The organism is Peribacillus sp. NPDC097198, assembly GCF_044762055.1.
In the GTDB taxonomy this organism is placed as follows: domain Bacteria; phylum Bacillota; class Bacilli; order Bacillales; family DSM-1321; genus Peribacillus.
Genome location: NZ_JBIWDO010000011.1, coordinates 83,887 through 103,045 on the forward strand (window position 1 = coordinate 83,887; position 19,159 = coordinate 103,045).

At 37.2% G+C, this 19,159-nt stretch carries 19 protein-coding genes; 4 read left to right on the top strand and 15 right to left on the bottom strand.

The window, feature by feature from the left end; all coding sequences use genetic code 11:
• Positions 1-149: 149 nt before the first annotated feature.
• Both ACIQXQ_RS17455 and ACIQXQ_RS17460 read right to left on the bottom strand, forming a co-directional pair.
• Positions 150-914, bottom strand: a complete 765-nt coding sequence (locus ACIQXQ_RS17455) for a glycosyltransferase family 2 protein (protein WP_402872575.1) — start codon at positions 912-914, stop codon at positions 150-152.
• A 71-nt stretch (positions 915-985) separates the two neighbouring features.
• A complete protein-coding gene (locus ACIQXQ_RS17460) occupies positions 986-2,380 on the bottom strand; it encodes a sugar phosphate nucleotidyltransferase (protein ID WP_402873178.1) in 1,395 nt (464 codons plus the stop codon).
• 698 nt (positions 2,381-3,078) lie between these two features.
• Between ACIQXQ_RS17460 and ACIQXQ_RS17465 the strand changes: the two genes are divergently transcribed.
• On the top strand, positions 3,079-3,279 hold the full coding sequence (locus ACIQXQ_RS17465; RefSeq protein ID WP_402872572.1) for a cold-shock protein: 201 nt from the start codon (positions 3,079-3,081) through the stop codon (positions 3,277-3,279).
• A gap of 140 nt (positions 3,280-3,419) precedes the next feature.
• On the opposite strand, the gene ACIQXQ_RS17470 is transcribed toward ACIQXQ_RS17465, so the two are convergent.
• Positions 3,420-3,692, bottom strand: coding sequence for an HU family DNA-binding protein (locus ACIQXQ_RS17470; RefSeq protein ID WP_402872569.1), 273 nt, complete (start codon positions 3,690-3,692; stop codon positions 3,420-3,422).
• Between the two features lie 233 nt (positions 3,693-3,925).
• Between ACIQXQ_RS17470 and ACIQXQ_RS17475 the strand changes: the two genes are divergently transcribed.
• Positions 3,926-4,087 carry a Spo0E family sporulation regulatory protein-aspartic acid phosphatase gene (locus ACIQXQ_RS17475; protein WP_402959208.1) on the top strand — a complete coding sequence of 54 codons (162 nt, stop codon included), beginning with the start codon at positions 3,926-3,928 and terminating at the stop codon, positions 4,085-4,087.
• Positions 4,088-4,292: 205 nt separating this feature from the next.
• On the opposite strand, the gene ACIQXQ_RS17480 is transcribed toward ACIQXQ_RS17475, so the two are convergent.
• The 7 genes from ACIQXQ_RS17480 to ACIQXQ_RS17510 all read right to left on the bottom strand — a co-directional run bounded on the left by ACIQXQ_RS17480 (position 4,293) and on the right by ACIQXQ_RS17510 (position 11,806).
• A complete protein-coding gene (locus tag ACIQXQ_RS17480; RefSeq protein ID WP_402959157.1) occupies positions 4,293-4,535 on the bottom strand; it encodes a hypothetical protein in 243 nt (80 codons plus the stop codon).
• Between the two features lie 326 nt (positions 4,536-4,861).
• On the bottom strand, positions 4,862-5,530 hold the full coding sequence (locus tag ACIQXQ_RS17485; RefSeq protein WP_402959159.1) for an SOS response-associated peptidase: 669 nt from the start codon (positions 5,528-5,530) through the stop codon (positions 4,862-4,864).
• 23 nt (positions 5,531-5,553) lie between these two features.
• The gene (locus ACIQXQ_RS17490) at positions 5,554-5,709 is read right to left on the bottom strand and encodes a hypothetical protein (RefSeq protein WP_402959161.1); all 156 of its coding nucleotides are present in this window, start codon (positions 5,707-5,709) and stop codon (positions 5,554-5,556) included.
• A 224-nt stretch (positions 5,710-5,933) separates the two neighbouring features.
• On the bottom strand, positions 5,934-8,006 hold the full coding sequence (gene ggt, locus ACIQXQ_RS17495; RefSeq protein WP_402872555.1) for a gamma-glutamyltransferase: 2,073 nt from the start codon (positions 8,004-8,006) through the stop codon (positions 5,934-5,936).
• A gap of 264 nt (positions 8,007-8,270) precedes the next feature.
• The gene (locus tag ACIQXQ_RS17500; protein ID WP_402872552.1) at positions 8,271-10,259 is read right to left on the bottom strand and encodes a TRAP transporter permease; all 1,989 of its coding nucleotides are present in this window, start codon (positions 10,257-10,259) and stop codon (positions 8,271-8,273) included.
• Positions 10,252-10,773, bottom strand: coding sequence for a DUF1850 domain-containing protein (locus ACIQXQ_RS17505; RefSeq protein ID WP_402959164.1), 522 nt, complete (start codon positions 10,771-10,773; stop codon positions 10,252-10,254). Before ACIQXQ_RS17505 ends, ACIQXQ_RS17500 begins: the two co-directional genes overlap by 8 nt.
• 61 nt (positions 10,774-10,834) lie before the next feature.
• Positions 10,835-11,806 carry a TAXI family TRAP transporter solute-binding subunit gene (locus tag ACIQXQ_RS17510; protein ID WP_402959167.1) on the bottom strand — a complete coding sequence of 324 codons (972 nt, stop codon included), beginning with the start codon at positions 11,804-11,806 and terminating at the stop codon, positions 10,835-10,837.
• Between the two features lie 315 nt (positions 11,807-12,121).
• Between ACIQXQ_RS17510 and ACIQXQ_RS17515 the strand changes: the two genes are divergently transcribed.
• Both ACIQXQ_RS17515 and ACIQXQ_RS17520 read left to right on the top strand, forming a co-directional pair.
• A complete protein-coding gene (locus ACIQXQ_RS17515; protein WP_402959210.1) occupies positions 12,122-13,027 on the top strand; it encodes a LysR family transcriptional regulator in 906 nt (301 codons plus the stop codon).
• Between the two features lie 143 nt (positions 13,028-13,170).
• The gene (locus ACIQXQ_RS17520) at positions 13,171-14,193 is read left to right on the top strand and encodes an NAD(P)H-dependent amine dehydrogenase family protein (protein WP_402959169.1); all 1,023 of its coding nucleotides are present in this window, start codon (positions 13,171-13,173) and stop codon (positions 14,191-14,193) included.
• 281 nt (positions 14,194-14,474) lie between these two features.
• Here the strand turns inward: ACIQXQ_RS17520 and ACIQXQ_RS17525 are convergent, their stop codons facing one another.
• The 5 genes from ACIQXQ_RS17525 to ACIQXQ_RS17545 all read right to left on the bottom strand — a co-directional run bounded on the left by ACIQXQ_RS17525 (position 14,475) and on the right by ACIQXQ_RS17545 (position 19,157).
• Positions 14,475-15,773, bottom strand: coding sequence for a hypothetical protein (locus ACIQXQ_RS17525; protein WP_402959171.1), 1,299 nt, complete (start codon positions 15,771-15,773; stop codon positions 14,475-14,477).
• Between the two features lie 193 nt (positions 15,774-15,966).
• On the bottom strand, positions 15,967-16,728 hold the full coding sequence (locus ACIQXQ_RS17530; RefSeq protein WP_402959173.1) for a class II aldolase/adducin family protein: 762 nt from the start codon (positions 16,726-16,728) through the stop codon (positions 15,967-15,969).
• 84 nt (positions 16,729-16,812) lie between these two features.
• Positions 16,813-17,472 (bottom strand): hypothetical protein, encoded by a 660-nt coding sequence (locus ACIQXQ_RS17535; protein WP_402959175.1) that lies wholly within the window; start codon positions 17,470-17,472, stop codon positions 16,813-16,815.
• 15 nt (positions 17,473-17,487) lie between these two features.
• A complete protein-coding gene (locus ACIQXQ_RS17540; protein WP_402959178.1) occupies positions 17,488-18,282 on the bottom strand; it encodes an ABC transporter ATP-binding protein in 795 nt (264 codons plus the stop codon).
• A gap of 8 nt (positions 18,283-18,290) precedes the next feature.
• The gene (locus tag ACIQXQ_RS17545) at positions 18,291-19,157 is read right to left on the bottom strand and encodes an ABC transporter permease (protein WP_402959180.1); all 867 of its coding nucleotides are present in this window, start codon (positions 19,155-19,157) and stop codon (positions 18,291-18,293) included.
• Positions 19,158-19,159: the final 2 nt, after the last annotated feature.

Here is a 19,159-nt window from a genome sequence, read left to right on the forward strand (position 1 = left end):
CATTCGGCTTTAACGATAACAGTCAATAAAAATAAGCAGAAGGTAACCTTTATATATGAATTTATTACTGTTGAATATCTGGAGTTTAATTAAGGAGAGGGGAGACGTCCATACTAACCATTAACCTTCTGCTTTGAATGGAAGTAGGACTATAAAGAAATGTTTTTTGATTTGAATTCTTCTTCAGTATCACAAAAAGTGAGTTTTCCGTAATTCAGACGGTTATCGATGTACTGGGGGATTCCTGCTTTTCTTAAATTGTCACTAAATATTACATATTCAAATCGTCCACTATTATCCAAATAACTGACTTGATTCAATACTTCCTTTCGAACCAAGTACGTACAATGAATTACCTCGACCTCAATAAGTCCTTTAATTGACCCAGTTAATATATCGTAGTATAAAGGGGAATGTTTGTAATAACCATTTTCATCTACAAGGTAATGGTAATTTGAATAATTGCTTAATTGGTCATCGCCATTCCTTAACAGGGGACCTATTACTGGCAATCTCGTATCTAGAAGCGTTTGAAGTGTTTCCGGGATAATAAAGTTATCGCAATCCACTACAAAGTAATGCGTCCCTCTAGCTAAAGCCCATTCAATCGATTCTTGTCGGAGACGTGCCAACACACTCAATTTCACCGGGTTCCAGTCATGTGGTCTAAAATCCTGTACACGCTCCACTACATCACTCGAGTCGATATGGATTTCTGAATATTTGTCTTTTACTTTTTCTACCCACTGTTCTAGTAATACCGCTGTTTGATCTCGATTGTTATTTGTACGTATATAAAGTTTAATTTTAGATGCTGGGTAAGTTTGTTTCTCAATTAAGTCCAAGTACATGGGCAAAACGTGAGCTTTCTCTTTGGCTAGAATGGCAATGGTTACAAATTCATTAGTTTCCATTTAATAAAACACAGCCTTCCATTAACGTTTTTATTAATCTGAAGTTTATTTACTTGTACAAAACTGAGAGGTCATTCTTTTTCTAGGTGTGTACAGTTGGCCTCCACTTCCTCCCAAGTCATAAAAATACGGAGGATGTCTTCCTCGATGAGTTCCGTACCACACTGCACTTCAATAATTTCCAAATCAGTAAGTGCTTTAATACCATGGGCAGCCCCTAAAGGAATTTCAAGAACATCGCCCGGGTTCACTACCCGGATTATATCATTAAGAACAAATAACCCAGTTCCATTGATAATTGTCCAGACTTCGCTACGATGGAAGTGTCTCTGATAACTGATGTTTTTATTAGCTGTTATACCAATTCTCTTAGTTAGAACTTCATTGGCTTCATCAAATTTTGTATAATCCAATACATGGTACCAACCCCATCGACGCTCTTCATACATCGGACGCTCTTCAATTTGAAGAGAAATTTCCTTGACTCTTTGGCTGGCCTCTTTATCTGTAACAAGAATTCCATCAGGGCTAACCACCACAACAAGATCTGAAACACCCAAAACAGATACAGGTATATCCAATTCATTAATCACATGGACATTTCGACAATCCGGACCAATACTTCCTTTGCCAACTATCGGCGTTTTCATTTCCTCTGTAAGAGTATTCCAGGTTCCAAGATCTTTCCATTCACCGTTATAAGGGACAACAATAATATTATTTGATTTTTCAACCACTTCATAATCAAAACTATTTTTCGGTAACCGATTAAACTGGTTAAATACTTCAGCATAGCTAAGTGGAAGTCCCTGCGTTTTAATATAATTTAATAAAAATCCCAGCTTAAAGGCAAAAATCCCACCATTCCATAATGCTCCCTCTTTTATCAATTGCTTAGCTTTGTCATGATTTGGCTTTTCTGTGAAATAACTCACTCTTTGAAAAGCTTCTTCATGTTTTGTATTTTGTGAGGCAATAGGAACTATATAACCATACTTTTCTGATGGGTAAGTAGGTGCAATACCTACTAAAGCTAAATCAGCCATTGATTGTTGCAAAACCTTCTCTAAAGTAATCATATGCTCGAAAAACTCATCTCCTGCAAAAGGATCGACGGGCATAACTCCAACCACTTCCTCAGGGTCTACACTTTCTACTGAATATAAATATAGAGAGGCTAAAACAATAGCCGGATAAGTATCTCTTCGACTTGGTTCCATAATCAGAGGTACATCATTACCTAATTGGCTAATTATCATATCAACCTGAGATTTATTTGTGGAGATAATCGTACGATCAGCTAGATTGACGTTTTCCAGTTGGTTCCACACACGTTGAATCATAGATACTTTTGAATTTGTTTTTTGCTCAGATGGCAATAGTCTTAAAAATTGTTTAGAACGGGAACTATTCGACAAAGGCCAGAGGCGCTTTCCCGAACCTCCAGATAATAAAATAAGGCGCAAATCTTTCACTCCTATAGACATTTAGTGTAAAACGTTTCACATTGATATGACAATTTACCTCTTCTGATATAGAAAGAGCAAATTTGAATTTCTCTGAATTATGTATAATATGTAAGCAAAATGAGAGGGTTACTTCTCCTGCTTATATTTTATATATTGTCATTCATTTTTCACATTCATAGCTATTTTCCAATACTATCTAGCCTAAATACAAAAAGGAAGATCGCCCACTAAGGGATATCATCCTAACATTAGAAGCTTATTAACAAGGTCTTTCTCTAATTTGAATGAGGCGATGAGCTGACCAAACAATACTATTATCATCTCGGCCTAAATCAATTCCTAAAGTTACCCCATCAGATTCATAAAATAATCCGACGAAATCTCCAGCATTTAATAAGACGTCACCTGCTAATGTCACTGTTCCATTGCCAAGAATCGCTATTAATATCTAATACCAAGGCAACGTTTACATTTTATAATGGTGTTAAACCACTTATCAAATCAGTTACGAATGGAATTTATTACATTTCATTTTATAACGTTCAAAAAAATACTTCATCATAAGAAGAAAAAGTAAAGAAATGATCTACCTTTATTTGAAGGAAATTTATTTTTTAAGTTTAAATGCTTTTAAAATGGATATTATAATGATGTAAGATAATAATGCAGGTTTTACCATGCTAGGAGGTACTTAAATGGAACGTGGAAAAGTAAAATGGTTTAATAGTGACAAAGGATTTGGATTTATCGAGCGTGAAAATGGAGACGACGTATTCGTTCATTTCTCAGCTATTCAAGGGGAAGGGTATAAATCTCTTGAAGAAGGCCAGGAAGTTGAATTTGAAGTAGAATCAGGTCAACGTGGGCCTCAAGCAACAAACGTAAACAAACTTTAATTAAACTAATAAACAGGCCCTGAAAATCAGGGCCTGTTTTTATGCTCTAAATCAATAAAATCCACTTATGTAGCAATTAAAAAACAAAAAAATCTCTGGAGACTAACTAACTCCAGAGATTTGAAAATAAAGGGAACCCCTTATTTTACGGCTTCTTTTAATTCTTTACCCGCTTTGAATGCAGGAACTTTGCTAGCTGCAATTTGTATTTCTTCACCTGTTTGCGGATTTCTACCAGTACGTGCTGCACGATCGCGTACTTCAAATGTACCAAATCCAACTAATTGAATTTTTTCTTCTTTAGCTAGCGTAGTCGTGATTGTCTCAAACAATGCATCCACTACTTTTTTAGCGTCGTCTTTTGTTAATTCTGCTTGTGCTGCTACAGTTGTGACTAATTCTGTTTTATTCATATTAAAACACCTCATCCTTTTAATTCTATAAAGTATGTAGAAAACACACCATACCATATTAACTAAAGGTCTGTCACTTAATATGGCCGAAAAAAGGAAATTTAATCCTTATTTTATGCATTTTGATGGTAGAAATCAATTTGAAGCAAAATACCGGCAAGTCATCCTAATTTATGTAATAATAGATACATGACAAAAAAGTATAAGAACTTGAGGGATTTTCATTGGAAAGTATGGAACTACTACATACAAAAATAGAAATTTTGAGGAAGGAATTAATCTATACAGCTTTAAACCATGGATTCACCGCTCCAAAAACTTTACATATAAGCCAAGAACTTGATAAGCTGCATAACTTACTTTTACATAACCAAGAACCACTAAGCTATCAGTAAAATAAAACGTTTTATATCTATGTATAGGCAACAGAGCTCTTTCCATTACAAAATTACATACTCTAGACTCTCTTCTGCTAGAGTATGTAACCATCTATATTTCCAGGTGTCATTTTTAATTTTCGATTTGCAGCCATTGATAGATTGTATCCATATCAATATCTTCTTCCAAATGGGCAGCCAAGAGGTCATACGCTTCCTCTCGTCACTCTGAATCACTTTGCACATTATCCTCTACACCATCCAACCCTTTTTCCCGACAAATTTGATCGAATAAAGACCTAGTAAACAGACGATTATGAAAGATGCCATGAAGATAGGTGCCCATGATTTTACCATCACTGGAAATAGCCCCGTCTCCTCTTCCATCCTCTAACAAAAGTAAAGGAGTTACACTTGAAGATTCTAATGAGGTTCTCCCTAAGTGTATTTTAAAGGCTTGTCCCATATACAACTCATTTCAATATGTGTGTGGTATCTAAATTACAGTGAACATCCTTGATTTGAATTTTACTACATAGGCGAAAACAAAACCCTAACTGCAAGAGTTAAGGTTGAATTAACTAGATATGAATGATGAATGTAGTAATGATCTAAACTCCCATTTATCTTATTGAAACAGAAAACACTACCGGTTTAAACCGGATTGTCGCATGATAATTATTTATTTTTTCTGTCAACTATATCAACTTTTCAGCAATTCAATAGGCTAGAATTGTTATGGACCGATTTCTATCAAAATATGCCGTATATTGTTTTACATAATAAAAGTTCTCAACAAATCCGTTCTATTAGGTTGGAAGAATTGTTTTTAGGAGAATTCACATCTGATGATACCTCAAACGCTTCCATTTGTTCGGCATCAAAAGACTTTAGGAATTGTTGGAGATAGTTCGTATCCTGAATGGTTGGGTCCAGCCAAACCTTTTCATCTTCAGGATTAAGAATGACAGGCATACGATCATGAATGCTTGTCATCAATTCATTTGACGTCGTGGTGATAACTGAACAAGAATAAACCGTACCTTTCGGTGATTTCCATGATTCCCATAGACCTGCCATTCCAAATAGATCATTATTCTTAAGTTTAATCCGCATTGGTATTTTACGTTCAGGATCCTTCTTCCACTCATAAAAGGAGTCGGCAAGAATCAAGCACCGTTTCTTTTTATAAGCATTCTTGAAACTGACTTTCTCGGCAATTGTCTCGGCCCTGGCATTTATCATCTTGTAGCCAACTTTTTCATCCTTAGCCCAGAACGGAATTAATCCCCATCGGAGATACCCTAACCGGTTCTTATTACCATCATTAATGACAGATAGAACGGAATGCGTCGGAGCTACATTATAGCTTGCATGGTACTCTTCATTAAAAGCAGCCTGTATATCAAAGCGATCAATGATTTCTTCAATGCCCGTAAAAAGGGTAAACCGTCCACACATACTATCACCTACTGTATTTTATGTTAACGCTCTAGAATATTAATATCGGTAAATGATTGATTGAACAATTCACTGTTAATCAATAGTGTACCTAGAACTTCCCTTTCATCTTCAGCTTTGATAACATCCGTCAGAATTACCATACTTCCATTCTTCACTGTCACTTTATATTCATTCATAATAAGTCTCCCTTCAATTGGTTGTTACCCGTATTATATACATTATCCACCAAAGGTAAAAACAAAACGAATTAGTGATCGTCCCCCTTGTTTCATTGCTCCTTGTTCCTTTTCAAATTGGACAATTATATGACCATGTTACTAGAACCCATTCCTTATCATTGGGCATGAAAAAGCCCTCCATAAAAGCATGGCTGGCTTTAATGGAGGGTTTCTTAATAAACTTAGTTGGTGATGGACCCATCATCGTCTATATCCTCGTAATCAGTTGGATCCTTTTCCAATAATACTACTTTATCTTCTTCGTTCCACTCCACTTTAAATCCTGTTACTTTTCCGACCCTTAAAACGGGTAGGAATGATTTTTGATCTGGTTTATAGGTCTTTAAATCTTTTGTGCCTATTACGCCTAAACCAAGTAGCAATTTATCCGATTGAATATAAGGCTTACCATCTATTATCTTCATTTGTTTAGCTGTATACGGAAAAGGTACACCATTTACTTTTAATGTGAATGGACCTGGCTTCTCTTCTTTAATTTCTGGAGCTTTTTTCGACTTATAGTATCCCTTATCTACTCCAAGAACTGTTCCTTCTCTCGTATTATCCGCCGCACCATACATTTTTCCCGTTTCATAATCGAATACGACGGCCTGCACATTTCCAATATGCTGAGGTTTTTCTTCATAGACATGACCTTTTGCCATTAACTCCAATTTTGTATTTTGTTCAATTCCCGGCTCCCATCGAACAGTGGGATAGTTCGCTGAGTATATACGAGGTGATAAGATGGCTTCTTGGATTGGTAGCCCATGATCGATTACATTCATGATGGTCTCAGACACGGATGCAATAATGGTAGCTCCCCCAGGAGAGCCCAAGGCAAGAAAAGGTTTTCCATCTTTTAAGACAAAAGTTGGTGACATACTGCTTCTAGGGCGTTTTCCTGCTTCTACCTGATTAACGCCCCCCGGTGTAGCATCGAAATCTGTCATTTCATTATTTAGCATGAAACCATAATCCGGTACCATTATGCCAGTACCGAACACTTGTTCAATCGTAGTCGTATATGACACCATATTCCCCCACTTATCCATCACCGAGAAATGGGTGGTTTGACCTTCAGGATGATTCTCCACCACAGTTGGCATGGAAGAAGGTTCTTTTCCTTCATATTCCCATGGATCTCCTTCTTTTACTTCTGCAGTTGATCTATTAGGATTAATTAGTTTTCTTCTTTCCTTTATATACTCCTCATCTAAAAGCCCTTTTTTAGGAACTTCATAAAAATCTTCATCAGCCATGTATGCTGCACGGTCAGCAAATGCCAAATGCATGGCTTCCGTTAAATAATGAAGATATTCAGGGGAATTAATTCCCATCTTCTTCACATCATACCCTTCCATCAATTCTAAAATTTGTTGGACCGTCAAACTACCTGAACTCGGCGAAGCGGCACCCACGACTTCAAATCCCCTATAATTCGATCGAATCGGTTCCCTTTCTTTCGCCTCATACCTTTTCAAATCATCCGTGGTCATGACGCCCTCTCGTTTTTTAACTTCCTTGACAAGCGCTTCACCGATTTCCCCTGAATAAAGTGCATCCGGCCCTTGTTTCTGAATAATTTTGAATGTCTTGGCAAGATCCGGTTGGATGAGCTTATCACCTTCTTTTAATGGTTCTCCCCCGGGAATGAACACTTTGGCAGCTGCAGGATTATTTAGAAGCTTCGCTTTATTTTCATCAATATATTGAGCTGCGGACCAATTTACTTTCACTCCTTTTTCCGCTTGTTTGATTGCAGGATTTATTACTTCTGATAAACTCATCGTGCCATAGTTCTCAAGAGCCATTTCCATTCCCTTTAAAGTTCCAGGGACCCCTACCGCCTTTCCTGTAATATGACGTTTACTGAAAGGTACAACTTTTCCGTTTTTATCTAGAAAAAGTTTAGGTGTAACGTTTTTTGGAGCCGTTTCACGGCTATCAATCATCGTAATTTTATCTTCCTCTTTACTGTAAATCATGATGAAACTCCCTCCGCCAATTCCCGACATCATCGGTTCCACTACATTTAATGACAGCTGAATGGCTGCTGCTGCATCAACAGCATTTCCGCCTTGCTCTAAAATCTTTCTACCAGCTTCCGCTGCTATGGGATGGGAAACCGAAACGATTCCCTTTTTTGTTCCTTGCTTCATTGACTTATCTACCCCGGGCACACTTGCAATAACGGTAGAGACAACTAAAAAGATACTGAAAACAGCTATAATTAAACTCTTAAAATAGGTCATATAAAGTCCCCTTTCAAAACGGATATTAATCCTGTTCACTTAGAAAAACCTATACCTTTCTTCTGGTTAAGATTCTAAAGTTGGAGACAGTTCCTATGTTTATCATGGAGATAACTCAAGTAGACTTCAGACTTTTTAAACATCAAAATTATAAACTATATAAATTAAAGACGGTGGCTCAACCTCATATTACACACTCACCTCCTTAACTGATAAATGATGTAGTTGGGTAAAAGCCACCGTCTAGTGTCTTCAGTCCATTACCTAAATATTATGATTATTATCTAAAATGGTCGGCATATTCCTTTTGTCTTGCTTCTTGAAATATTGGAAAGCAAGCAAGACGGCAAAGGAAGCTAATCCAATGATATCCGTAATGGTTTCAGGATAGATTAATAGTAAGCCGATAATAATGGCTGGGAATCTTTCTAACCAATGCATTCCGCGTATCCAATAACCGATGACCCCGGCCCCGATAGCAATCATTCCAGTCATTGCCGTAAAAACGACCCATACCACTTCCATCCAAGTTGAATCAATCATCAGCATTTGTGGGGATAGTACGAAAATGTAAGGAATAATAAAGGCCGCTATGGCTAATTTAGACGATTGGATCCCCGTCTTTAAGGGATCTCCACCAGAAACCCCGGCTGCTGCGAAAGCGGCTAATGCCACTGGTGGTGTTATATCTGCAATAATCCCAAAATAGAAAACGAATAGATGCGCGGATAAATCCGGTACACCCAGTAAAATGATGGCAGGTGCCGCAATGGTAGAGGTAATTACATAGTTAGCAGTTGTCGGTGACCCCATTCCCAATACTAAGGCCGCGACCATTGTAAGCATAAGTGTTGGTATTAAGTAGCCACCAGCCAAATCGATTAATCCATTCGCCAGCTTTAGACCTAGCCCTGTCTTTGTGACAATCCCTACGATAATACCCGCACTAGCCGTTGCAGCCGCTACTGCCAATGCCGTTCGAGCCCCATCTACTAGGGCATGAATGATATCACTAAATTTCATCCGTACATCTTTGTTAATGAACCCTACAATAATCGAGATAAGAATGGAATACAATGCGGCATGTGTAACTGTTATATTCGACATCAGTAGGAGAACGATAGCAACGATTGGTATCAATAAATAAACTTTTCTTATCACTTCTCTCTTGTTCGGCATTTCTTCTTTCGTCAATCCCCTTAATCCAAGCCTTTTTGCTTCAAAATGGGTCATGATCCAAATCCCTGTAAAGTAAAGAATGGCTGGAATGGTGGCTGCTTTTGCTATATCCCAATACGTGATGCCATTCCCAATAAACTCCACCATTAGAAACGCTGCCGCTCCCATTATCGGTGGCATTAATTGTCCACCTGTTGAAGCAGATGCCTCTACTGCCCCAGCAAATTCCTTTTTGTAACCCAGATTTTTCATCATGGGAATCGTAAATGACCCTGAAGTGACAACATTCGCTACCGAGCTACCGCTGATTGTTCCTTGTAATGCACTTGAAAAAATGGCAACCTTCGCAGGTCCGCCGACTCTTCTACCTGCAATCGCAGTTGAGAGATCATTGAAATATTGACCAACCCCGGTTCGTATAAGGAAGGCACCAAATAGTAAAAATAGGAAAATGAAGGTAGATGAAATCGCCAGCGGTGTTCCTAAAATCCCCTCTGTAGAGAAAAACATCGTTTGGACCATCCGTTCAAAAGTTAGACCGCGATGCGAAAGGAAACCAGGCATATATTGACCAAATAGACCATATAAAATGAATAGCACCGCTATTGTCGTTATAGGTATCCCTACTGCACGCCTCGTTGCCTCTAACACCAGTAAAATGGCCAGTAAACCAACCGTGAAATCCAACGTACCTAAACGACCGACATTCATGACCAAATCGTCGAAAAACAAGGGCCAGTACGCTCCGACTCCGATACTTAATACTGCTAGAATCATATCGTACCATGCTATTTGAAGCTTGCCTTTTTGGCGTTTCTTCCGATTTGCAGGAAATAATAAAAAGATTAAAGATAGCGCGAAACCTAAATGAATCGTCCGTTGAATTTGTGCTGTAAAAACCCCAAAGATGGCTGTATACAATTGGAATAAAGAAAATGCTAAGAGACCAAAAAAAGCAATATACCCCAATATGCCTTTTAATTTCCTCGTCCCTGCTTCAGGATCGTATTTCTCTAAAAGTTTCTGCTGCTCTTCCTCCGTTAAGTACTGCACTTTTCCTTTATCATCATCCATTGATATTCACCCCATCCAATTGCTCCCAAAAGGAAATTTTTTTCGTTGAAATTCTGATCCATGTTCCCGGCTTAATAAATCGTGATAATAATACAGTTTGTTTTCTATAGATTAAGCGATGATTGGCTCCAACCTGCCCTATTCTTAAATCAATATATTCAAATGTTCGATTCATATTTTTGATATGATATACACCGTCTTTTTCTTCAAAGACTTCCTCTCCCTCTGCATTAGAAGGCATGCCTACAGCAAAGTCTTCATATGCCAGCTCGGTTTGCTTAATGGAGTCCCTTGATAGCTGATAGGTTTCAAGAACGTCCGAGAGGTGAATGGAATGTGTATACTCTATTTGAAACGTCTTTTCTCTTTTCAAAGGTAAATAAGCCAACAACTCTTCTTGATCTTGATAGGAAAACGCAAGGACTTGTTTATATGGTATGAAACCAAGTAAAGCACTGAACAGAAATAGAGGGATAATAAAAAACACGAATCTCTTAAAAAAATTGCTGCTCATCGAAACCTCCAAACTTCAAGAAACAACGAAATCGATAGCGAACTATCGATTATCGTAGCATTTATTTGGTAATTCCCTTTTCTTCGAAATATTTAGCTGCACCAGGATGCAACTCCATTTCCCCTAATCCTTCAAGTGCCGTCTCTGCCGTAATTAATTTTCCTTTTGCATGCGTGATTTTGTCTGTATTGTCATAAATAGCCTTAGTCATTTCGTACACCAAGTCTTTATCCATGTCTTTTCTTACAACCAACATGGCTTTCACGGCAACGGTCTTTACATCTGATTTAATCTTATACGTGCCGCTCGGAATGGTATCTTCCGCATAATAAGGATATTTCTTAACCAACTCTTTAATCTTTTCATCCGCAATTGGTAGGACAACAATATCATTTTGAACAGAAAGTGCCTCTACTGCACCAGTTGGAGTACCTGCTGTTATAAATGCTGCATCAATATTCCCAGCTTGTATTCCGTCCGTTGACTCGTCGAAGGAGAGGTTTTGGGCTTTTATATCTTTAGCCGTTAACCCATGAAGTGCTAGAATTTGCATGGCATTAATATATGCACCTGATCCAGGGGCACCGACCGATACTTTCTTTCCTTTTAAATCTTCCACTGATTTAATCCCACTTTTAGCTGTTGTTACAAGCTGTACAGTTTCTGGATATAAAGAGCTAATTGCCTGGATATTATCAATTGGGTTCCCCTTGAACATTTCTTTGGCCTCAACTGCATATGCAGCAATATCCGTTTGCGAGAAAGCTATCTCAGCTTCTCCAGCTCTTAAGGTTTCCATGTTTTCTGCAGAAGCCCCGGAGGTTTGTGGTGTAATATTCGCATTGGTATTATCCGTGATGATATTTCCGATCTGACCACCGAGTGGGTAATATGTACCACCAGTCCCACCTGTTAATAGACTCAAGTTTTGTCTTTCGTCTCCAGAGGCCCCTTCATTCCCCTTACTGCAAGCAGTAATAAGTAGTAAGGACATGATCATTCCGAATAAAAAAAGGCTTTTACATCCCTTCACAAAAATCCCTCCTTTTTCAATTTCATCATCTTTAAATGCGACGATATTAATAGTATTCTGTGACCAACTCTAATTTCCTTCATTTTACATATGGGAATTTAACCCATATCCTTACAGTCATAAACGCGCGTTTTTTAACCAACTTTATATTTTACTAAATTTTCAGTTTTTTTACATCCTTCTTTAAAGATAATATTGACTCTTGCATTTGAGAAATATATTATTGTTATAAACTTATAACTATTGATTATAAAATACCTTCTTATTGGCTGTATCCAGTTATTCTGATACCACTTAAACAAAAGGAGTGATTTTATCAATTTCCTATCCCTACGTTATTTTATTGAGGTTTCAAACCACCTTAGTTTCAGCAAAGCCTCCAAGGTCCTTCATATCTCCCAACCTGGCTTAAGCCAACAAATCTCATCACTTGAAAAACAATTAGGTTTTAAGCTTCTAAATCGCACAACAAGAAAAATCACATTGACTGAAGAAGGGGAATATATCTACAAGAAGCTCGCTCCTTCCTTCGATGACATCGAAAAAACAGTTAGCAATATCGTTGAAAACAAAATTGTCCCCAAACCAAAAATAAAAATTGCCACAATACCATCAGCAGCAAGTATTTATATACCAAATTTATTGAAAAAGATACGTATTGAATTTCCTGAAGTAGAAGTGGATCTTCAAGAGACAACCTCCGCAAGAGCAGTCAAGCTAGTCAAACAGCAAAAATATCAAATTGGTTTTATCCGAACACCCATACATGCCAATATACTGACAAATGAAGGGCTAAATATGATTGAATTCAACAAATCTCCATTGCAATTAGTCGTTTCTTTTGAACACCGGTTAGCTCAAAAAGAATCCATACATTTAACTGAGGTAAAGAATGAACCCTTTATTCATTATCATGCAGTACAAGCCCACTCTCTTCAATTTCTTTTGGAAAAGGCATGTTCGATTGCTGGGTTTTCTCCAAAAAAATTATGTGAAGGATCTGAGCTATTAACGATTGCAAACCTAGTTTCGAATAATTTAGGTGTTGCCCTCATGCCCAAAGATATGATTGATTTGTTAGGGGCTAAAAAGGTGAAGGCCTTAAACATCGAAAATATGAATCTGTCTAGCTCAATATCAGCTGTTTGGAAAAGTAGCGAACATACACCTTTCTTGATAAATCAAATCATACATACCCTCCAATCCAATGCTTCGTTGTGAGTTATAAGGATAAAGAACTAAAGTAAGTACAACTTGTCCCTTTTATAATCAAGGTTTATATGTATATAAAAATTTACTATTTTTGTTATGTTCCCTTCAATGTTAGCATTTGGTTATACAACATTTGAAAGGATGATAAATAAATGGTAAGTGGTATTTCGAAATTTTCCGTATTTGGCTTGGGTCCTATCGGCATGGAAATTCTGCGTAGTGCATATCTTACAAATCCTCAATCGATTATTGGTGCTGTAGATATTGATCCCCAAAAGGTTGGAAAGGATATTGGGCTGATCATAAATGAAAATAAAATGGATGTACATGTGGTCTCCAGTATTCATGAAGTAAAAACCAGTGTAGAGCATCCAATTGCCCTTCATGCGACCGGTTCCAATGCAAACCACGTTTGGCCACAAATCAAGGAACTTTTAGATCATGGGTTCTCAGTGGTTTCTACCTGTGAACAGCTTTCTTTCCCGTGGCAGCGCTATCCTGAGCTGGCAAAGGAGATAGATATATATGCAAAGAGCAAAGGGCTCAGTGTCATCGGGACTGGCATTAATCCAGGTTTCATCATGGATACCATGGCAATCTGTTTTTCAACGGTTGTTACAACGGTAAACAGAGTCCTTGTCAATCGTAAAGTGGATGTTTCGAAACGCCGCCTCCCCTTACAAAGAAAAGTTGGAATCGGTATGACAAAAGGAGAATTTGAGGCACTGGCTGAACAGGATAAGATCGGGCATGTTGGGCTTGAAGAATCTGTTAGATTAATTGCATATGGGCTAGATTGGGAACTTACCAGTATAAATAATACCATTGAGCCAACAATTGCCACCGAAGATATAACCGTTCCACTTACGTCTCTAAAAAAAGGGGCGGTTAGTGGGCTACACCAAGTATCAAGAGCTTTGACCTCTACCGGAAAGGAAATCTGCTTGGACTTGAACATGTCTGTAGGAATTAACCAAGAGGATGAGATTATAATTGAAGGAAACGAAACACAAAGATTAATCATACCAAATGGAGTATTCGGTGATACTGCTACTGCCTCCATGGTTATTAATACAGCTAAACAAATTGATGCGATTCGAAAACCAGGGTTACTTACCATGGCTGACATCGGCCTGCCAAGAAACAGCCAGCAATCTGAATTTGTACCCATATGAGTCTAAACAAACGACATTTGCATTTATAAGTAACTACTATATGAATGTCTCTGCTATTCTTTAAAAATATCCCAACCTAAAGATAGCGTAAACCATGGAATTGTCGCATCATACGGGATAAGCAGCTTTTCTATCTCCAATTCATTACTTTTATTTATATTTTTTCCAGACATATCCCCCCCCCCGGCGACTTGCCGGGGCACTCTTATATATGAAAGCGGTAAGAAGAGAATATAAAGGTCAACTTCTTCAAGTAGCCTAGTAGTTTTGAAAATTATAGTTTACATACTATTAATCCTATATATCTTCCGTGGTCGTCCTTTTGATATGGGAGCTTCTTCTCCAATTATTTCAGCCATATCTTGTTCTACCAAATTATTAAGTATACGTCGTGCATTTCTTGGCGTCATTTTTAGCCATTCTGAAAGAAGTGATGCTGTTATAGAATGATTACCGGTTCTTTTTTGAACTGACAATATCTTATTAAATGTAGTAATTGTCACCCCACACAGTTTAAGTTTTCCACTCATTTCTCGGTCTTCTATTCTATAACTAAAAGAGATGCTTTCCTGTTCCTGAAGGGGTCCCTCTATCATTCCTTGATCGTCAACAAGAAATGCACAAAAAGAAGCATACGTTTGCGCATTAAGTAAGGCTATTCTTGCGTGCTTCTCTGCTGCTAAGGCTGTATCACCATATCCAATACCAATATGTGTAGGATAGTCGGTTACTAATGAGACCTTATCCAATAAGTCTACTACATGTTCTGATGACTCCTGTAAAGAGCCTCTCGTTGAAAAAATGATAAAGCTACCCATTCCAAGGTTTACAATTGAACCTGAAAGAGATTCAGAAAAATTAACAATGACTGACTGTAATTGTAAATTCAATCGATACTGATTATAAGATAATGTAAGTTTATCATTTTCTTCTCCATCAGTAATCTTAATCAAAATAACGGAAATTTGAGATTCCTTAAAATACTTTGTTTCCCAATATTGAATCGCATTTGTTAATGTTTCACGAATATTAGTACGTGTAGGTGTGATCCAATATGAAGGTATATCTTCCGATTGTAAATTTTCAAATATAGCATACAAACATGTTAAACAAGTATCTACTTTATTTTCGTTATATAATTTTTTATGAAAATCAAGTAGCTCTTCTATAGAAATACCCTCATGAAATTCCTGAGAATAAATAGATTGACTCGACAAATTAAGATCTTCAAAAGTCTCATATACATCACGTTTAGGTATAATATCTATACTCATATTTTGCAAATGTCGCTGATCACTATAACCGATTTCAATCATTGCCTTTGTCAAACTCGCACCATCCAATTGAAGAAAGAAAAAAGGTTGGTTAGACCCACTTGCTCTTACAAAAGGATAAAGAACTGGTCCACCAAGCACCCAAATATCAACTTCACTTTGTTTTTGTTGTATTATGGATGTTGTTTCTTCAGGATTCTTATAAATAAAAGGAATGACCTGTAAACGGTCCTTATAATCCTCTGCAAGTTCTACTACCATTTTTACTGTACTAGATGGACCAACTATCCCGGCTCTTGTTATCAATTTTCTTTCCCTGCCTTCCTCTAATCACTATGCATATCAACATTCACATAGTCATTATAGTTAAAAAAGGCACCCTCTCTTGAATGTATATCAATATTACTTGAAATACATTTAGAAAGAAGCCTTCTCATTTAAATTATTATACCAAAATATACAAAAAAATTAAAAACACACCATTTTCACGAAACTTACTTTACAACAATAAATCAGGTTCTTCCTTTACAATTTTGTTCCATAAAGGTTGGAAATTAAGCCATCCTTCATACTCTGTTCCAGTCTGCTCAGCAGCTATTAAAGCACTTTTTTCATCAATCAATATTGGTTTTTGAACTGATTCTGCTAATATTTGCGACTGACATAATCGTTCCATTGTAATAAACCACCAAGCTGCTGAATCAACAGATTCCCCCACTGTAAGTAAGCCATGGCTTCTCAGGATAAGCGCCTTATACTTGCCTAATGTTTCTGCAATGCGCTTCCCTTCTTCCGTTTCATACACTAATCCTGTATAGTCATCAAAGAGCGCGTGATCGTTGTAAAACTGGCACGCATCTTGAGAGATTGGATCTAATAATCTTCCAAAAGAAGCCCACGTTTTTCCATATAAGGAGTGTGCATGAGCTGCAGCTATAACATCTGGTCTAGCTTTATGAATTTCAGAGTGAATAGCAAATGCTGCTCCATTTAATGATTTTTCTCCTTCCACAATATCACCATTTTCATTTACAAGAATCAAATTAGATACAGTAATCTCACTGAAATGCTTACCATACGGATTTACCCAAAAATGATCTGTATATTCTGGATCTCGTACAGTAATATGTCCTGCCACACCTTCACTAAAACCAAACTTTGAGAACAGTCGAAAAGCACCTGCAAGTCTTTCTTTCCGATGCTTACGTTCCGCTTCCATATTTTCAAACTTTATGGGATTTAAATACGTAACATTCGACATACACATTTCTCCTTTTCATATTATTTATACCTAAAGGGTTTCAACAGATTGAACCATTTAGAGTTACTTAGTATTTAAAAATTCTCAAACAGTTTGATTATTGGTTTCATAAATATCATTATAAAACTTCATCATTTCATCTCGAAAACTACGAATTCCTTCCGTTGCGTTTATAATTTGTTCTTCTGTAACCATGTACTTTGCAATGATGGTTTCTCCTAATCCCACATGGAAATTTTCATCCTTTTTTATCTTTTCATAACACTTCGCTAAATCCTCCAAACCAATCCGTCTGCAACTTTCAATAACGACATCATGTGTAGTTGTCGTGGATGTCTCTGAGCAGTTCCAAACAGCAATCGCACAAACTGCATCTTTCTCAAGGGCTGCCCAATGTATTTCCTCCCACCCTTTGTTCAATTCTGAAGTTGCAACAGGTGCTTTATAACCATGTTTTTCTAAAACACGACTAAGAATTTCATAATGATTTGCTTCTTCTAGCATATGTCTACATAAAGCTGTAACAATCTCTCTATCAAACTCGTTCCAGTATTTAATGATCTCTGTTCCGAGGAATATAACATACTGCATTTCAAGCCAATCTCTCTCCCTAATAGCTTCAAATACTTCCTCATGCGTAAGATCTTCCCTTGTCCAGAATTCCAAAGCCCTCACGTGTGCATGTTCCTTAAGCTCTTGTTTAATTTGATTAAACTCAACCATAAAATCCTCTTTCGTTACCATGTATATTCCCCCTTATTATTTAACTTCTAATTCCATTGCTTTCAAACTTTCATCTCGAATTAATTCTGTCAGTTGTGCTTTCAAAGTAAGAAATTCTCCTTCTGTTTTAATCTTATAAGAACGAGGATGCTCTAAATTTATCGGAATATCTGCTTTAATGCTTCCTGGTCTTGATGTCATTGTGATAACACGACTACCAAGAAAAATAGCTTCTTCTACATCATGTGTAATGAATAAAATCGTTTTATGTGTTTTCTCCCATATTTCAAGGAGTAGCTCTTGCATAATCAATCTCGTTTGATTATCAAGTGCCCCAAATGGTTCATCTAATAGTAAGATTTCGGGATCATTTGCAAGGGCACGAGCAATAGCCACACGTTGTTGCATCCCTCCTGATAATTGTTTTGGATAGTGATGCTCGAAACCTTGTAAGCCTACTAGCTCAATATATCGTTTGGTAATATCTTTTCTTCCCTGAGGATCCATTCCTTTGATCTTTAAACCATATTGAATGTTTTCTTCTATGTTGAGCCAAGGGAACAAGGAATACGCCTGAAACACCATCCCTCGATTAGCAGAAGGTCCAATAATTTCTTCCCCTTGCAAGTAGATTGCACCTTCTGTTTGTTCTTCTAACCCTCCAATCATCCGTAACAATGTCGATTTCCCACAACCAGAAGGTCCTAAAATTGTAATAAATTCATTTTTGATTATTTTTAAGTTAATGGTATCTACAGCGAGGACATCGGGTTTCTTACCAGTTCCTTCATACACTTTTCTAACATCTTTTACATCCACTAAAATCTCCATATATCTCCTCACCTCCCGTAATTCCAAGAAAACATTTTTTTACCAAAAAATTTCAAGATTAAATCCGATAGTAGTCCAAGCATACCAATTGTTAATATCCCAAAAATGATATTGCCAATTCGAAACATCCTTTGTGATTCAATGATGACACTACCAATACCTGAAGCCGTCGCAATTAATTCAGCAACTATGATATAGGACCATGCCCATCCTAAAACGAGGCGAATTGCATCTAAAATACCGGGCATCGAGGCTGGCAATATGACGGATCGTAAAACACCTATATTAGAAGAACCCAGTGTATACGCAGCTTCTAATAATTCACGGCGAACACCACTAACTTCTACTGCAACCATTAACACAATGGAAAAGATACTACCGAAAAAGATGACGGATATTTTTTCTAATTCACCTACACCAATCCATAAGATGAAGAGGGGGATAAATGCTGAAACAGGCATATAACGCACAAATGAAATGATAGGTTCAAAAAAGGCTTCTACTACTTTATAGCTTCCCACGAAGATGCCAAGGGGGACACCAATTAGTAACGCTAATCCAAATCCTACAAGTACCCGACTAAACGTTACGAAGATATCATTTACAAAGTTAAATTGTGTAAAAAGAGTAATACCAGAGGTTATAATGCTTGTGGGTGTTGGTAAAAACAGTGCATCTACAATATTTGTATAGGTCAATAAAGACCAGATGCCTAGCAATAAGATGAAGCTACTCATAGTCAATTTAAAATATAAGCTTTTGGGTATCGGTTTTTGCGGTTCAAAATAACGGAATTTTTTCTTTTTCTTCTTTTTCGTCTTCACAGATTCCTCTAATATGACAGTATCCATGTCCAAGATCTTGTTCCTTTGCATGT

What these genes read in the sequence shown, in the direction of transcription:
- ACIQXQ_RS17455 (WP_402872575.1), bottom strand. Translation starts at nt 914, where the DNA reads ATGGAAACTAATGAATTTGTAACCATTGCCATTCTAGCCAAAGAGAAA.
- ACIQXQ_RS17465 (WP_402872572.1), top strand. Translation starts at nt 3,079, where the DNA reads ATGGAACGTGGAAAAGTAAAATGGTTTAATAGTGACAAAGGATTTGGA.
- ACIQXQ_RS17470 (WP_402872569.1), bottom strand. Translation starts at nt 3,692, where the DNA reads ATGAATAAAACAGAATTAGTCACAACTGTAGCAGCACAAGCAGAATTA.
- ACIQXQ_RS17475 (WP_402959208.1), top strand. Translation starts at nt 3,926, where the DNA reads ATGGAACTACTACATACAAAAATAGAAATTTTGAGGAAGGAATTAATC.
- ACIQXQ_RS17480 (WP_402959157.1), bottom strand. Translation starts at nt 4,535, where the DNA reads ATGGGACAAGCCTTTAAAATACACTTAGGGAGAACCTCATTAGAATCT.
- ACIQXQ_RS17485 (WP_402959159.1), bottom strand. Translation starts at nt 5,530, where the DNA reads ATGTGTGGACGGTTTACCCTTTTTACGGGCATTGAAGAAATCATTGAT.
- ACIQXQ_RS17490 (WP_402959161.1), bottom strand. Translation starts at nt 5,709, where the DNA reads ATGAATGAATATAAAGTGACAGTGAAGAATGGAAGTATGGTAATTCTG.
- ggt (WP_402872555.1), bottom strand. Translation starts at nt 8,006, where the DNA reads ATGACCTATTTTAAGAGTTTAATTATAGCTGTTTTCAGTATCTTTTTA.
- ACIQXQ_RS17500 (WP_402872552.1), bottom strand. Translation starts at nt 10,259, where the DNA reads ATGGATGATGATAAAGGAAAAGTGCAGTACTTAACGGAGGAAGAGCAG.
- ACIQXQ_RS17505 (WP_402959164.1), bottom strand. Translation starts at nt 10,773, where the DNA reads ATGAGCAGCAATTTTTTTAAGAGATTCGTGTTTTTTATTATCCCTCTA.
- ACIQXQ_RS17520 (WP_402959169.1), top strand. Translation starts at nt 13,171, where the DNA reads ATGGTAAGTGGTATTTCGAAATTTTCCGTATTTGGCTTGGGTCCTATC.
- ACIQXQ_RS17530 (WP_402959173.1), bottom strand. Translation starts at nt 16,728, where the DNA reads ATGTCGAATGTTACGTATTTAAATCCCATAAAGTTTGAAAATATGGAA.
- ACIQXQ_RS17535 (WP_402959175.1), bottom strand. Translation starts at nt 17,472, where the DNA reads ATGGTAACGAAAGAGGATTTTATGGTTGAGTTTAATCAAATTAAACAA.
- ACIQXQ_RS17540 (WP_402959178.1), bottom strand. Translation starts at nt 18,282, where the DNA reads ATGGAGATTTTAGTGGATGTAAAAGATGTTAGAAAAGTGTATGAAGGA.
- ACIQXQ_RS17545 (WP_402959180.1), bottom strand. Translation starts at nt 19,157, where the DNA reads ATGCAAAGGAACAAGATCTTGGACATGGATACTGTCATATTAGAGGAA.